Raw genomic sequence first — 15,136 nt, forward strand, 5'->3', positions numbered from 1 at the left:
TTTTATCAATTCGTTGCTACAAGAACACAGGCTTGCAGCGCTTCCATGCCAAGCTCTTTTACAAGAACAAATATTTCTTTGTCAAAGGTGCCCGGCTGAAACCAAATGTATTTTACACCCAGCTTTGCTGCTTCTTCTATATACGGCTTTCCCCTTTCAGGGGCTACCACCATATTAATGACCTCAGGAACCCTGGGCATGGAAGAAAGGCTTTTATAGCAAATGTCGCCGTCAATCGTTTCATAAGCAGGATTTAGAGGGTATACTTCATAACCCTTATCCTTTAATCTTTTGTATATCTTCCAACCGAATTTTTCAGGGTTTTGATTAGCTCCTATCACTGCCCAGACTTTCTTTTCAAGCATTGTGTCTTTAATCATGCATCTTCCTCCTTATAATTTATGCTTAGCTTGATCAGCTCCTCTTTTTTCTTGCGGGACAGTTTTTTTATCGCCGCTTCACGCTTCATAGCATCGTTGTCTGATTCAAAGTACTCGTAATATGCAATGGAAACAGGCAGCCTCACCCTTGTATATTTTGATGCCTGACCGCTGTTGTGAGCCTTCAGGCGGTTATCCAAATCCTTTGTCCAGCCCGTGTATAATGTTCCGTCGGAACACTTGAGCATATATGTATAAGCCATCTTATCACTCTTTCTAAAGAATTAAATATAATAAATAACTATATGCCGAGCTTATTATCACAAATGCTATCACTATGGGCATAGTTTTTTTAACCAGATCAATAAACGGAGTGCCATAATGTTCTGTGATAATAGACAGACATATATGCATGGGTGAAATCTGCATAGATATATATATCATGGACATAATAAGCACCAGCAATACCACCCCCCCATCGGGTATGGCAACATAGGCCAGGGGTATTGCCAAGGCTATGCTTCCCTGAGATCCTGCAACCAAAGCGCCTAAAAAAGCTACCAATGCGAAAATAACTATCGATGGGACAGGCAGCATGGAAAGATGTTCAGGCAATCTTTCTATAAGTCCTGTAAAGGCCAATACCTCTTTAAATATCATTATTATGATGGTATTCATGATCAGCTTTGCTTCAAAAGCCGATTTGAACATTGGTTTTATTTCTTCAAAGCTGAACTTATTCAACAGGAAGGATAAAATAATAACCGGTATCACTGCTAAATGCACAGTGATTTTAAACACCAGGATAATTATTATTGATAATGCTATCGCCCAAAGGCTGACAATTATATTCTTGATTTCTTTTATTTTGTCATCAGATGGCGGCATTCCGGTGTCCCTGGGAATCTTTCTGATATAAAGCCAATAACCTAATAAAAATAGCACAACAACCATGGGCAGCATTGCCGATACAAAGGATGTCATATCAACTCCGGATAGGTTCAATGCCAGCAGAATGGAGGAATATGTAGGAAGAAAAGCTTCTGAAATATGTCTGTAATAGCTTGTTACAAATGTTCTCTCTTCTTTGTTTAAATAATCTCCTACAGAATTATCAACGATGGGAGCTGCGATTAAAACAGCGCCGGCAGAAGGGAGTAAGCCGATTATGAACGGCGCAATCATTGCATTTATCCTTCTGTTGTTAAATAGATTGTTCAAGGATTTCTCCGCCAGCACTATATGTCCCCTTTTTTCCATCATTCTTTGCAAAAATGTAATGGAGTAAAATGCTAAAACAAGATATAAAGTATCTTTGCTGAATGTGCCCATTGCCATGAGTCTCAAAGCTTCTATAGCATTTATACCATATAATACTATTGCCGCTGCTATACCTGCAGCTATTGACATGTATAGAGGTTTATTGAATTTCATTACCAGGGCTATGCAAGCAAAAATTAAAAGCAATTTTATTATGTCCATTAAGTGACCCCTTTCTATATCTGCATATGATGTCAGCGTCTTTATAAGTATTATACCACAGCTTCAGTCACCGCTGAATACAATTAAGGAGGGGAACGGAAAGACACGGAAGGGGATGCGGAGAACACGGATTTTTCCACGGATTAGCACGGTTATCTATTTTAACTAATAACTTGAAACTTTTATATATTACGCTACAGTAAAATAGCATCCATGTATAGACTAAGTATGCTTATATACTATACGTGGCTATACATGGATGCTTATGCTTATTCCAATGATAATAGATCAAAATTATTCGCCTGTGCCCACTGCTGATAATCTTCCTTATCCTTGAGATTATCAGCGATCACAGCCCAGATGTTTTCAGTCTCAAAGCCTCTCCTCCACGCGGCGGCTCCGGCCAGGCCATATTTGTGTACAAGAGAAGATTTCAGGTTTATAGACCTGGCATCTTCTATCCAAACCTTATAGGTCATATCATTTTCTTTATATTGAGCATAATACTGGCCGCTCTCTGCATCCCATTTGACCTCAGGGGTTTTCTCCTTTAATATTTTTTGTATACCGCTCATGGATAAGGCCTTTGAACTCACCTTTATGCTTCCATCCACTTTTTGTTCCTGCCAAAGCCTTGTATAGAACGGCATCCCCAGTATGAGCTTCTCTGCAGGAACTTCTTCCAGTATCCTCTTCAGCCCATATTCCACCCATTTGTATTGAGCTACGGAGCCGGCCTTGGGGCTTGATGCCCAGTGCTGGTCATAGGCCATGACCGCCATATAATCTACGGCTTCGGACAGAGCTTTTCTATTGAAGGATTGGGACCAATTTGCACTGCCCGATATCATGGTAACGTCTACGGATAATGTGAGCCCCTGCTCTCTGCACAAGGGATACAGTTCTCTCATGAATTGGGTGAACATGTCCTTATCCTTTACATATATGTTTTCAAAGTCTATATTGATTCCATCCAGTTTATACAGATTTGCATAAATAAGAAGCTGGTTTATGATCTTTTCCCTGGTATCCGTATTGTTTAAAAATATATGGGTATTATCAGGATTGAAACCATTTGTGGCCAGCCCCCAAACCTGATAACCGTTCAGATGAGCCCACTCCACATATTCCATATCGCCTTTGTTGGCTATATTACCCTCTGCGTCCGTTACGGCAAACCATGTAGGAGATACTATATCCAGGCCTTCCATCTTTTTTAGCTTGCTTATGTCCGGATTCTTATTAACTACATGCTCCCATACCATGTTTATCTTCCCTTTTTCCGGCCTAAAGGGTTCTATGACAGGCTCCTCAGGCAGAGGCTCAGGTCTGGCTTCTTCGCCGATTTCAAGATATTTGTCTTCTATATATCCCATCACACCATCTTTGGTTCTGACCTTGCACCACTTCCCGGTCCGATCAAATACTCTCACTTTTTCTCCGGCATCAAGGTTCTTTACCACAAAGGGTGAAAATATGCTGCTGTCTCTTTTTACACCTCTTTGCTCCAGCAATTTCCCCGTTATTATAGGCTCCTTATTGTAATCTATTACCGCAATTCTCCCCGAAGCTAAGGTGGCGGTAATATCCAGCATCTCCTGCAAAAATTCTATAGGTATATAGGGAATTTTATCAACATCTCTGGCCGGGATATTCAAATCTACCGGTTTCTGATTTACCATGGCACTCAGCTTGTCCGTCTTCATGGTGATAAGCTTGTCCTTAGTAGTAAAAACCACCTTCCCCAGCTTTTCATCCCAATACGCGTTAGGATCCAGATACTTTTTTATTGCATTGAAGGAAAGAAGTATATTGCCATCCTCCAGCAAAGGTTCCTCAACATCTGTGATAATGTCTCCCCCTATTATGAGATGGTTTTTGTCCGCCTCATATGGGACCTGTGTCCATATAGATGTGATATAGAATATTGCTGCGCCTGCTATTATTATCATAGATAAAGAAACAGCTGTAAATTTTTTCAACCGGATTCCCCCTTTACATGGATGACATCCTTTCCGCTATCCTCTGGACTTCATATAAAATTCGCTCTTCATCCATGGTTATTATCTCGCCTTTCTCCATGATAAGGCGTCCATCTATTATGACGTATTCAACATCGGAAGAGTTTCCCGAATATACTATGGCAGATTTTGTATTGTATCTGGGATAATACCATGGCTTTTGCGTATTTATTATTATCAGATCCGCGGCCATACCTTCTCTTATGACCCCTGTATTCTCAAAGCCCAAAGCTTTGGCACCGTTTACGGTGGCCATTTTAAGGACCTGATCCACAGGAAGGGCCGTGGGATCCTTTGAGACGACTTTCTGAAGATATGATGCTGCTCTGATTTCCTCAAGCATATCCAGGTTATTGTTACTGGAAGCCCCGTCAGTTCCCAACGCTATATTGATACCCATATCAGCCATTGTTTTTACGGGCGATATACCGCTGGCAAGCTTCATATTGCTGCCGGGATTATGCACTACATTCACTCCTCTTTCCTTGAGGATTTCCATATCTTCATCATCCACTGCAACACAGTGGGCAGCTATTGTTCCTTCATTCAACAGTCCTGCTCTATCAGCCAGCTTCACCGGAGACATTCCGTACTTCTCCACACAATTTGTCACTTCATCTCCCGTCTCGGAAAGATGTATCTGTACGGAAGCCTGAATTTCCCTGGCAACCCTGGCAACCTTCTCCAGATAAGCGGGTGAGCAAGTATAAACCGAATGAGGAGCCAGGTTCACCCTTATCCGCCCTTCACAGCCTTTATGAAAGCTTCTGTAGAGCTCAAGGGCCTCCGATATCCTATAATCCATATCGTCACCCGATTCGCCTTGCAGACCCCTGCCCAAACTGGCCTTAATCCCGCATTGGACAGCTGCTTCTGCAGCCTTATCCATGAACATATACATGTCGCAGTAGGCTGTGGTTCCTCCCTTTATCATTTCCAGCATGGCAAGGGAGGAGCCCCAATATGCCCCTTCCTCCGTAAGCTTATCCTCCATGGGAAATATTTTATTGAAAAGCCAATCCATCAGCTTCATATCGTCCGCATAGTTTCTTAACAGAGTCATTGCAGCATGGTTATGAGCGTTTACAAAGCCCGGCATAATAGTCTTATGCTTAAGCTCTATGACTCTGTCATATTTTTTATGCAATTCATTTTCATATTTTCCTAAATAATCTATTAAACCATCCCTGATTCCAAGGGCTCCGCCCTCTATGAACGTGCCTTTATCATCACAGGTGATTATGGAAGCACTCTTCAAAAGCAGACTCATCTATTCACCCCATCCTTTAAGGTATTCCTCTTGTTCTTGTGTGAGTTTATCAATCATAAGGCCCATTCCTTCAAGCTTCATGAATGCTACTTTTCTATCTATTTCTTCAGGAACCTCATATACCTTCTTACCCATAGCCTTATGATTATCATTTATATATTTTGCACAAAAAGCTTGGAGAGCAAAGCTCATATCCATTATTTCCGCAGGATGCCCGTCTCCGGCAGCCAGGTTTACCAATCTTCCCTCGGCTAAAACATTTATGACCCTTCCGTCCTTCATCACATATCCCATTATGTTGTTTCTCATGAGTTTTTTCTCTGCCGCCAGGGCTTCAAGGTCCGGCTTCCATATCTCAACATCAAAATGGCCTGCATTAGCAAGTATGGCCCCATCCTTCATCTTCTCATAATGCTCCTTTGTAAGAACCTTGGCGCATCCTGTGACAGTGACAAAAAAATCTCCCATTGAAGCCGCATCATTGATAGGCATCACTCTGAAGCCATCCATATAGGCTTCTATGGCTTTGATAGGGTCTACCTCGCAAACCACCACGTTTGCGCCCAGGCCCTTGGCTTTGTTGGCTACGCCCTTGCCGCACCACCCGTAGCCTATGACCACTACCGTTTTTCCGGCTACGATAAGGTTTGTGGTCCTCATTATACCGTCCCATACAGATTGACCGGTACCGTATCTATTGTCAAAGAGATATTTGCAGTAAGCATCGTTTACAGAAATCATGGGAAATAAAAGCTGGCCTGCCTTATCCCTCGCCCTTAGCCTCAGCACCCCTGTTGTGGTCTCCTCGCAGCCTCCCAGCACTTCAGGAACAAGCTCCGATCTTGTGCTGTGCAGCAGATGCACCAGATCTCCGCCATCATCTATTACTATGTGGGGCTTTATGTCCAACGCCGCATTGAGATGTTCGTTGTACTCTTCATTTGTTGAATTGTACCAGGCATATACATGCAATCCGTCCTCTGCCAATGCCGCAACTACATCATCCTGCGTGGATAGGGGATTGCTGCCGGTAATTGAGACCTCAGCCCCGCCTTCTTTCAATACCTTGGCAAGATAAGCCGTCTTAGCCTCAAGATGTATTGACATGACTATTCTTTTGCCTGTGAAGGGCTTTTCCCTTTTAAATTCCTCTTCAATCTTTGAAAGCACGGGCATATTCCTATTTACCCATTCAATCTTTCTATGACCCGAAGGAGCCAGATTTATATTCCTTATTATATTGTTCTTCATATGTAAAAACCTCCTGCATTTTAAATATTATTTTTGTGCTCGGATAATTATATTATACTGTGCATCCTTTTCTTCTTCAATTCGTAATATTAAGCAAATGCGACAAAAGAGGAGACGGAAGTCACGGAAAGGCACGGAATTTTTCACGAAAAAACACAGAAGGATTTTTTATTTATTAATCGCTAATCTCTGGCTTTTACTACTGATTCTATCATTTGAGTATTCCGCTAGAATTTAAATTAATAATTTCATGCAACTTTAATATTATAAAATTTTAGTGATTCTCTGTGCAGTTTCAGTGACTTTTCGTGTTCCTCGTTCCCCATTTGCTTGTTGCACGATTTTTATAAATAACGTAATATAAAATTATATTTTAATGACAGTAGGTGAGATTATGCTTTATCAACTTTTCAATACCTTTTTCAAAATAGGATGTTTTACCATAGGCGGCGGTTATGCAATGGTCCCTGTAATACAAAGGGAAATTGTTGAGAATAAAAAGTGGATAACTCAGGATGAATTTTTAGACGCCATAGCATTGACCAACAGTCTGCCAGGGCCTCTTGCCACAAATGCAGCTACATATGTGGGCTACAAAATGGCAGGAATACCAGGCACTCTTACTGCAGTCTTTGCTACCGCTTTGCCTTCTTTCCTGATCATATTGACCATCGCGATTTTCTTTACCAGCATAAAGGATAACATAATGGTTCAGCATATTTTCAGCGGTGTAAGGCCGGCAGTCGTGTCCCTCATCGTTTACGCCGTTATAAAGCTGGCAAAGTCCATAGGCTTTAAGACGAAAAATGTGATCATATCTGTTGGTACCTTATTAGGCATGATATTTCTGAATATACATCCCTTTATAGCGGTTACAGCGTCCGGAATCATCGGCTTCTTCTTTTTCAGAGAGGAGGAGGGAAAATAATGAATTTGATATTGCAAATATTCTTTTCTTTCTTAAAAATCGGTGCCTTCAGCTTTGGCGGAGGCTATGCCGTCGTATCCTTTATACAAAAGGAAATAATTCAGGGAAAGGGCTGGCTTGATACCAAAGAGTTCATCGATATAGTTGCAGTGGCTGAGATGACTCCCGGGCCCATTGCCGTAAACTCTTCTACATATGTAGGCTACAAAGTAGCAGGATTTTGGGGCTCTTTAGTGGGGACTGTGGGAGTGCTTTTAGTTCCTACGATTTTGGCCCTGATTGTTTCCATATATTTCAATAAATTCAAGCACTTAAGCTGGGTGAAATGGATACTCAAAGGCATCAGGCCTGCTGTGCTGGGCATCATTGCCGCAGCCTGCTATACCATCGGCAAGGTATCCTTTACGGATTACAAGAGCATAGTTATAGGAGTGCTGGTCTTCTTGGGAGTATATAAGCTTAAAATCAATCCTATTTTAGCGATCGTCATATCCGGCGGGCTAGGATTGGTTTTTTATGGGCTGATAGGCTGATGGGCAAATGGGCTTGGGTATGAGTCCAGAGCTCAGGCTTCAGAACTCAGAACTCAGGGGATTAGGGCGAGGCTCTGGAGTCATAGGAGGACGGGAAACACGGAAAGGCACTGATTTTTTCACGGATTTTCACGGAGGAGTATTGATTTTATAGACACTTTAGCTAAAGAATAAGCATATGTGCAAGTAACCATATCTATGTTTAAAAAACCTCTTCACAGTAAATAATACTAGCTGTGGAGAGGTGATTTTTTTGAGTGTAAAAATTGGTGTTCCCAGAGGCATGTACTTCTATAAATACTATCCCTTTACCAAAGCATTTCTCACGGAGCTGGGCGCAGAGGTAGTGCCGTCTCCCCAGACCAACAAAGAGATACTGGATATGGGTTCAAGATACTGCATAGATGATGCCTGCCTGCCGGTAAAGGTATATCACGGCCACGCCCATTATCTCAAGGATAAGGTTGACCATATGCTCCTTCCCAGGCTGACCAGCGTAGTTCCCAGAGAGTACATATGCCCTAAGTTCGGAGGCCTCCCGGAAATGGTGAAATACTCAGTCGCTGACCTTCCTCACATAATTGATGTAGAAATCGATCTGTACAAGAGCAAAAGCAATCTTATCAAATCGCTTTATGAAGCCGGAAAAATGTTCACCAAGAATCTATACCGCATAAAGAGGGCCGCCGATAAAGCGGTTAGAGAGCATAACCTATACCAAACCAGCCTGATGAAAGGTAATCTTCCCGGGAAATATATAGACGGCGATGATATTATCTCCAATAACAGCGGCCCTTTGATAGGCATTGCGGCTCACCCTTATCTCATATATGACAGCTTTATCAATATGAAGCTATTAGAGAAGCTTTCCAATAGAGGCTTTAAATTCTTTTTGCCTGAAATGCTTGAGAAAAAAGTAATAGAAGGAAAATGCGAAGCATTTGAGAAAAGGATGTTTTGGAGCAGCAGCAAGGATCTGGTAGGCAGCTCTTTGTATATGATTGATAATGATAAAATTGACGGGGTGCTTATGCTGACAGCCTTTGGATGCGGCATCGACTCACTGTCTATTGACCTTATAAAGCGGCTGGAAAAGAAGGCCTATGGCAAGCCTTTCATGGTTATAACGCTTGATGAACACACCGGTGATGCCAATTTCAATACTAGGCTGGAAGCATTTTTGGATCTTGTAGATAGGAGGAAAAAAATTTGAAGCTCACTTATCCCCACATGGGAGAGGCATATATTGCAGTTAAGGCCATGTTTGACGATTTAGGAATAGAAAGCATAATCCCCCCTTTCAGCACAGAGAATACACTAAGGCTTGGCGCCAAGGAGTCTCCTGAGAGCATTTGCCTGCCCTTTAAGATCATGCTTGGCAACTACGTAAGGAGCATAGAAGAAGGGGCAGATACAATAGTGATAACAGGAAGCTGCGGTCCTTGTCGTTTTGGCTACTACGGCCCCCTTCAAAAACTAATTCTAAAAGATATGGGCTATGATGTAGATATGATAATACTTGATCCCCCGCGAGAAGGCATATCCAAATTTTTCAACAACATAAGAAAGCTCAGCAGGGGAGCTGGTATTAGAGCCTATAGGATATTTCAAGAGGCTTACAGGGTATGCGAAAAAATAGATGAGTTAAATGAGATCCAATACTTTGTAAGGCCAAGAACCAAGGATAAGGCAAAGCTTAACGGCATAATGCACAATTTTAGGGCAAAGGTGTTGAATGCCAAGGGCTCAAAGGAAATTTCCCAGCTCATCGATAAAACTAAGGATGAGCTTTTATCCCTTGATATAGACATGGATTTGAAGCCCATCAAGCTAGGAATAATCGGAGAGATATATACTATCATAGATCCCTTTTCCAACCTCAACGCAGAGGATAGGCTGGGAGATTTGGGGGCAGAGGTGCATCGTTCCATGACTGTCAAGGATTGGGCGGAAAATAATCTCATAAAGCCCCTTAAAAGAGAAAAGCCCTATGAGCTTGAAAAAAGGTTATCAAAGCCCTATCTCCCCGTAATGATAGGAGGCCACACCCAGCAATGCATAGGGCATGCTGTAAAATACGCCAGATCCGGCTATGACGGTCTTATTCAGATATATCCTTTGAGCTGCATGCCGGAAATAGTATCCCGTTCAATACTCCCTCAAGTGGAAAAGGATTACGGAATACCGATTCTCTATCTCATAGTTGACGAACAAACAGGGGAGGCAGGCTATCAGACGCGGCTGGAAGCGTTTTATGATTATGTGGATAATAGAAGAAGACGAAGCTAATGTGCTTCGTCTTACTTGCCCGATATTGTGACCCCGGATGCCGCAATCCATGGTAGAATCGCCCTTCCATAGTCTATTCTTTCATTTGATATATCTGTAATGTTGTTAAACAATTCGTATAGATTTCCCGAGATCATAGTCTCACTTACCGGATATTTGATTTCTCCATCCTCAATATAGTAGCTGTTCTTTGCTACGCCGGAGAAGTCTCCGCTCCTGCTGGGGTTCCCTCCGGAAAACCTGACTACCAATATGCCTTTTTTGACTGATTTCAGAATTTCATCAAGGTACTTATCTCCCTGATCTACGATATATGCGCCGCCAGGATTCAGCGCTCTGTCCCTTGAGGTTTTGTTTGCCCCATAAAGGCTGAGCATAAAGGTTTTTAATATGCCCTTATCGATTATAGTCATATTCTTTGCTTCAAATCCATCAGGCGTTATAAAATAGCCGCCTGAAATTTCATCGGACACAGGATTTGAATGCAGCGTAAGCTTTTCACTGGCTACCTGCCGGCCGATTTTGTCCTTTAGAGCACTTGTACCGGAGATCAGCGCCATATCTCTAAGGTAAACTCCAAGATACATTTCTATCATGGCCTCAAGACAATCCGGAGCGATCACCACATCTCCGATGAATTTACCTTCAAACGGTTTTGTACCAAGCTGTTCAACGGATTGTTCAATCAAAAGCTTTATAGAAGCGCAGTCCAACAATTCTCGATCTATATCATCAGCGGAAAAGCTTGTGTAGTTAAATGAGGAGGATCTTTCTCCATCCTTTGATGAAAACATCGTTTGGAAGCTATAATTACCCTTGGCTGAGCTCAATTCCACTCCATTGGAGTTAACATAATAGTCGCATCTATGTGTAAAGTCTAAATAGCTCTCCATTAAACTTATTTTAGGATATGATGTCTTGATCTCAGTGAGGTAATTCTTCAATCTTATATACATTTTATCAAGATCCGGCTCACTTTCTCCGCGGCTGAAGCTTTTTACAGGCTGCATAGGAGAAATATCATTTGCAGCATCCTCCTCCGAATCATCGGAAATTTCTATTACGTTGTCTATAGCATCCTTTAATGATTTCTCATCAGTTTTATTTAAGCTTATTACGCCTTTTTTGCCGTTTTTAATAGCCGTAATATTTACATTTGTATCAAAAGTAGTGCGCATAAGGGATAATTCATCGCCAGATGTATTCAATTCATACTTCTTGCTGGTTGCCAAATAAAATTCAGCCTTATCTATTCCGGCTTCCCGAAGGGAGTTAATACAATAGTTCGCTAATTCCCTATTCTTCATTTTATCTGCCCCCTATATTTACTTTACATTTTATTGCCGGTCCGCCCATGCCAACGGTGATCAACTGCTTCTTTCCGCAGTAGCCTCCTGAAATCCATTTCATATCGCCGGAAACCATTGTGACCGTCTTCAATACATCAAAGGCAACGCCCGAAATAGTTATATCCTTAATCGCCCTTCCAAGCCTTCCCTTCTTTATCTCATAGCCTAAAGTCACCCCAAACATAAACTCGCTTGTAGTATCGGCCTGCCCGTTGCTCGGCTGAATCAAGTAATACCCATCATCTATAGAAGCTATCATGTCATCGAGCTTGCTGGTGCCGGGGAGTATTGCAGTGTTTCTCATTCTGATCAGCGGCTCGTCAAAGAATTGAAAGGCTCTTGCGTTCCCGGTAGGCTTTGCACCAAAGAGCGCTGCGCTTTCCTTGTCGTGCATATAGCTCCTCAGGATACCCTTATCGATTATAACAGCGTCCTCTGCAAGGGTCCCTTCATCATCTATGTATATGGGAACGGGACAATTGCTGCCCAATGCGGTGTGAGCAAAATCTACAAGTGTTATAAGAGGGCTTGCCACTTCCTTGTTCATATAATTTGCCGCTACAGAGCCGCCCAAAACCAGATCAGCCTCTGTGGTATGACCTATGGCTTCATGAGCCAAAATACCTGCCAGCTTTGCATCTAGGATACAGGTTTTGGTGCCGGCTTCGGCATAAATGCCTTCGCATTTGTTTAGAAGATGCCGGTATAGATCATCAATCCTTCCATACAGATCCGACGGAGAATTGAATATGTCTTCAAATTGTCCCAATCCTCCCATGGAATCATTCACCTCAATAGGGCTTCCTCCTTTGTCCATGGTAAGCGCTATGCGCACTATGCTCCTGGGAAGCATGGAATAAAGGGATGCCCCCTCGGAGGTTATAAGGGATTTTTCCATATCAAGGCACTCCAACGATACCGCTCTGTTGCTAAGTCCCGGGTATTTCTTTTCTATATGGCTGTCTATTTCTCTGATGAAATCCATGATTTGCTTCTGGCTCAGCCTTGTTTTTTTTGTTGAAAGATCTTTTTCAAGGGATACTCCATCTTGCTCCGGCATGCTTTTGCCTTTGTTCTCTCTCGAATCCAGGAAAGCTGCATTTTCATTTGCTGCTTTAACGACAGACTTGATATTTTCAGAGTCCAATTCAGGGCTGGATGCGAACCCCCAGGAGCCATTCTTGCAAACTCTCGCACTGATGCCGCTCCCCACATCCTTAATGTTGCGGATAAGATTTCCCTTGACAAATGCTATCTTCAGGCTTCTGTTTTCCTGCATCCTCAGCTCTGTATAGCGAGGAATAAGCCCCGAGTAAGCACTAAGATTTCTTTGTATCATTGATTCAACCCCCTTTTAAAATAATTGTACTCTTGAAGGAATATATTTGCAATAATGTGACAATATATGTGGGGAGATGCAAATAAGCCCATATTGTGTGATAAATACTACATAATATGGGCCTATGCATATGATTACATAATAATTTTATTTTTCAAGTATTAGGAAGAGGCTGGATTCATCCACTTCCTCAATGCTGTAAGGATAACCGGACTCCTCTCCCAGCTTTCTAAGCGCATCCTCAGAAAAGGTGATGGCTGTAAAGCCGTCCTTGCACACAATAATACCATTTTGCGTTTTTTCCGTATCAATTTCTCCCAATAGCCCCTTATCTGCCTGCTCGTAAAACCAAGCCAGCCTATGCTCCCAAAATTTATCGCTGTATGTACTGAAATAAGCCTTTCCCCCGGGAACAAGCACCTTCATGCATTGTCTGATCAGATGCATTGGTTGTCCTTTCATGGCTGATAAACCATTTTGCAAGCACATTACAACATCAAATTCCTCACCGAACTCAAGATTATGGGCATCCATCACTTGAATGCTGCAATTCCGGCATTCTTTTATATAATCCTTGCCAAATTCAACTGATTCCGCCGAAATATCAATCCCCACGATGCAGGCTGCAAATTGTGCCAATTCCTTCATGATACGCCCATATCCGGCCCCCACCTCCAGCACATTCTCGCCGCCATGCAAATTCCTCCGCACAAAATTGATTTCCTCGTCAAAATAGCGCTCAACTCTAGGATACTTGGTCTGATAGACTTGAAATAATTTTGTTGAATTCAAGTTATGAACGTAATAGTTAGACATAAGCACACCTCAGCTAAATACAAAATTATAGTCCATACATTTGATAAACCGTGCCGCCTCTAATCTATAATATTAGATGGACTATAGGCGTTGCCAGTATTAGGGAGAATATGATTCTCTCAATCCATATTATAATAAGATCCTTTACCGTTAAAGGAATGTCTGTTGATAGCATGCAAGGTATCGAAGCCGAGAAAAACAATATTTCAGATACGCAAACTATGGCGATTATAAACTTGGTAACCATGGGAGCTTCAGCTACAACAAGAGCAGGCAAAAACATCTCTGCTATGCTGATGGCACTGGCCTTTGCGGCTAAAAGAGGCTCCGGAATTCTGAGAAGAAGTGTAAATGGATAGAATATATATCCTACGATATCAAAGAAGTTAGTAAAATTAGCTATTATCAAGCCAAGAAATCCGATGGACATAAGAGTGGGACCTATAGATATAGCCAATTTTATACCGTCTTTAAGATTTATAATTATATTCTGAATAACCGAAGGGGCTTTATCAAAAGCTTCCATGCCTTCTTCCCAGGCCATTTTTAATCTATTGCCTTTTGGTTCAGGTTCAATAATCCCCTGTTGATCGTTATAATATTTGCCGGATTTCCTGCTCAGAGGATATATCCTTGCTGTTATTGCGGTAACTATGAATGTAATTACAAGGGTAGCCCAGAAATATTTATTCCAATATTCCATTATTCCGAGGGTTTTTGCAACTATGATCATAAAGGTCGCAGACACCGTAGAGAAACCTGTAGCTATTATGCAAGCTTCCTTAGCCGTGTACTTGCCTTCTCTATAAACTCTATTAGTGATTAAAAGTGCTAATGAATAACTGCCTACAAAGGATGCAACCGCATCTATAGCCGAACGTCCCGGTGTTTTCCATACAGGTCTCATTATGGGCTTCATCAGAACACCAACAAACTCCATCAATCCATAGCTTACAAGGAATGCCAGAAATACAGATCCTATAGGTACTATAGTGGTTACGGGCACTACGATTTTATCATATATAAATGGCATCATATCAGGTTCGAAGAAAGCAGCAGGACCAATCTTAAAAATTGCCATAAAAACAAAAACTACACCTAATAGCTTAAGAATAGAAAATACAGTGGTCACTTTGTCTTTATTCCATGTTTTTGTAATAAAAGGATAAATACCCCCTATTACTACGATTATTCCTCCATATATAGTGCCATAATGAGGTATTGCTTTGATTGCGTTTACGATGTGGTCAAGAGGAATTGAACTTTTACCTCCTACTTCAATAGGTACAAAAAACATAAAAATACCTATTAAGCTGTAAAGTATAAACTTAAAAGCCTTAACCCCGTTGTATGGTTTTTTCAGGTTGCTTTCGATATTTACGTTGCTCATAATATCCCCCTTCTTTTTTTAATTTGATGTTCGTAAATACTATAGAACATCACATAGATTATATATCAGCAACGTCTAAATTACGTCA

14 protein-coding genes are annotated in these 15,136 nt (G+C 41.7%); 4 read left to right on the forward strand and 10 right to left on the reverse strand.

Annotated features, from left to right (window positions below; translation table 11 throughout):
• Window positions 1–5: 5 nt before the first annotated feature.
• The 6 genes from AC4HCY_RS17790 to AC4HCY_RS17815 form a co-directional block, all read right to left on the reverse strand.
• Window positions 6–380 (reverse strand): CoA-binding protein, encoded by a 375-nt coding sequence (locus tag AC4HCY_RS17790; RefSeq protein WP_323431511.1) that lies wholly within the window; start codon window positions 378–380, stop codon window positions 6–8.
• On the reverse strand, window positions 377–643 hold the full coding sequence (locus AC4HCY_RS17795; protein WP_323431512.1) for a GIY-YIG nuclease family protein: 267 nt from the start codon (window positions 641–643) through the stop codon (window positions 377–379). Before AC4HCY_RS17795 ends, AC4HCY_RS17790 begins: the two co-directional genes overlap by 4 nt.
• Window positions 644–656: 13 nt before the next feature.
• Window positions 657–1,862, reverse strand: a complete 1,206-nt coding sequence (locus tag AC4HCY_RS17800) for a DUF401 family protein (RefSeq protein WP_323431513.1) — start codon at window positions 1,860–1,862, stop codon at window positions 657–659.
• Between the two features lie 269 nt (window positions 1,863–2,131).
• Entirely contained in the window at window positions 2,132–3,844 is a 1,713-nt protein-coding gene (locus AC4HCY_RS17805) for a glycosyl hydrolase family 18 protein (RefSeq protein WP_491094779.1), read from the reverse strand.
• Window positions 3,845–3,857: 13 nt separating this feature from the next.
• A complete protein-coding gene (locus AC4HCY_RS17810; protein ID WP_491094780.1) occupies window positions 3,858–5,153 on the reverse strand; it encodes an amidohydrolase in 1,296 nt (431 codons plus the stop codon).
• On the reverse strand, window positions 5,154–6,404 hold the full coding sequence (locus tag AC4HCY_RS17815; RefSeq protein WP_491094781.1) for an adenosylhomocysteinase: 1,251 nt from the start codon (window positions 6,402–6,404) through the stop codon (window positions 5,154–5,156).
• A 394-nt stretch (window positions 6,405–6,798) separates the two neighbouring features.
• Between AC4HCY_RS17815 and AC4HCY_RS17820 the strand changes: the two genes are divergently transcribed.
• The 4 genes from AC4HCY_RS17820 to AC4HCY_RS17835 all read left to right on the forward strand — a co-directional run bounded on the left by AC4HCY_RS17820 (window position 6,799) and on the right by AC4HCY_RS17835 (window position 10,154).
• Window positions 6,799–7,332, forward strand: a complete 534-nt coding sequence (locus AC4HCY_RS17820) for a chromate transporter (protein ID WP_491094782.1) — start codon at window positions 6,799–6,801, stop codon at window positions 7,330–7,332.
• The gene (locus tag AC4HCY_RS17825; protein ID WP_323431518.1) at window positions 7,332–7,865 is read left to right on the forward strand and encodes a chromate transporter; all 534 of its coding nucleotides are present in this window, start codon (window positions 7,332–7,334) and stop codon (window positions 7,863–7,865) included. The genes AC4HCY_RS17820 and AC4HCY_RS17825 overlap by 1 nt, the downstream gene beginning before the upstream one ends.
• 253 nt (window positions 7,866–8,118) lie before the next feature.
• Window positions 8,119–9,078 (forward strand): acyl-CoA dehydratase activase-related protein, encoded by a 960-nt coding sequence (locus tag AC4HCY_RS17830; protein ID WP_491094783.1) that lies wholly within the window; start codon window positions 8,119–8,121, stop codon window positions 9,076–9,078.
• Window positions 9,075–10,154 carry a CoA protein activase gene (locus AC4HCY_RS17835; protein ID WP_491094784.1) on the forward strand — a complete coding sequence of 360 codons (1,080 nt, stop codon included), beginning with the start codon at window positions 9,075–9,077 and terminating at the stop codon, window positions 10,152–10,154. Before AC4HCY_RS17830 ends, AC4HCY_RS17835 begins: the two co-directional genes overlap by 4 nt.
• An 11-nt stretch (window positions 10,155–10,165) precedes the next feature.
• Here AC4HCY_RS17835 and AC4HCY_RS17840 read toward each other — a convergent pair whose 3' ends face one another.
• The 4 genes from AC4HCY_RS17840 to AC4HCY_RS17855 all read right to left on the reverse strand — a co-directional run bounded on the left by AC4HCY_RS17840 (window position 10,166) and on the right by AC4HCY_RS17855 (window position 15,048).
• On the reverse strand, window positions 10,166–11,461 hold the full coding sequence (locus AC4HCY_RS17840; RefSeq protein ID WP_491094785.1) for a TldD/PmbA family protein: 1,296 nt from the start codon (window positions 11,459–11,461) through the stop codon (window positions 10,166–10,168).
• A 1-nt stretch (window position 11,462) separates the two neighbouring features.
• Window positions 11,463–12,842, reverse strand: a complete 1,380-nt coding sequence (locus AC4HCY_RS17845; RefSeq protein WP_491094786.1) for a TldD/PmbA family protein — start codon at window positions 12,840–12,842, stop codon at window positions 11,463–11,465.
• A gap of 147 nt (window positions 12,843–12,989) precedes the next feature.
• A complete protein-coding gene (locus AC4HCY_RS17850; RefSeq protein ID WP_323431523.1) occupies window positions 12,990–13,658 on the reverse strand; it encodes a class I SAM-dependent methyltransferase in 669 nt (222 codons plus the stop codon).
• Between the two features lie 64 nt (window positions 13,659–13,722).
• Window positions 13,723–15,048: a YjiH family protein gene (locus AC4HCY_RS17855; protein ID WP_323431524.1), complete on the reverse strand. Its 1,326-nt coding sequence runs from the start codon at window positions 15,046–15,048 to the stop codon at window positions 13,723–13,725.
• Window positions 15,049–15,136: the final 88 nt, after the last annotated feature.

Source organism: Lutispora sp. QWL-02 (genome assembly GCF_058315355.1).

Excerpts from the sequence above, each read along its gene's own strand:
- AC4HCY_RS17840 (WP_491094785.1), bottom strand. The coding sequence starts at position 11,461 with ATGAAGAATAGGGAATTAGCGAACTATTGTATTAACTCCCTTCGGGAA.
- AC4HCY_RS17825 (WP_323431518.1), top strand. The coding sequence starts at position 7,332 with ATGAATTTGATATTGCAAATATTCTTTTCTTTCTTAAAAATCGGTGCC.
- AC4HCY_RS17815 (WP_491094781.1), bottom strand. The coding sequence starts at position 6,404 with ATGAAGAACAATATAATAAGGAATATAAATCTGGCTCCTTCGGGTCAT.
- AC4HCY_RS17845 (WP_491094786.1), bottom strand. The coding sequence starts at position 12,842 with ATGATACAAAGAAATCTTAGTGCTTACTCGGGGCTTATTCCTCGCTAT.
- AC4HCY_RS17820 (WP_491094782.1), top strand. The coding sequence starts at position 6,799 with ATGCTTTATCAACTTTTCAATACCTTTTTCAAAATAGGATGTTTTACC.
- AC4HCY_RS17800 (WP_323431513.1), bottom strand. The coding sequence starts at position 1,862 with ATGGACATAATAAAATTGCTTTTAATTTTTGCTTGCATAGCCCTGGTA.
- AC4HCY_RS17810 (WP_491094780.1), bottom strand. The coding sequence starts at position 5,153 with ATGAGTCTGCTTTTGAAGAGTGCTTCCATAATCACCTGTGATGATAAA.
- AC4HCY_RS17850 (WP_323431523.1), bottom strand. The coding sequence starts at position 13,658 with ATGTCTAACTATTACGTTCATAACTTGAATTCAACAAAATTATTTCAA.
- AC4HCY_RS17855 (WP_323431524.1), bottom strand. The coding sequence starts at position 15,048 with ATGAGCAACGTAAATATCGAAAGCAACCTGAAAAAACCATACAACGGG.
- AC4HCY_RS17795 (WP_323431512.1), bottom strand. The coding sequence starts at position 643 with ATGGCTTATACATATATGCTCAAGTGTTCCGACGGAACATTATACACG.
- AC4HCY_RS17790 (WP_323431511.1), bottom strand. The coding sequence starts at position 380 with ATGATTAAAGACACAATGCTTGAAAAGAAAGTCTGGGCAGTGATAGGA.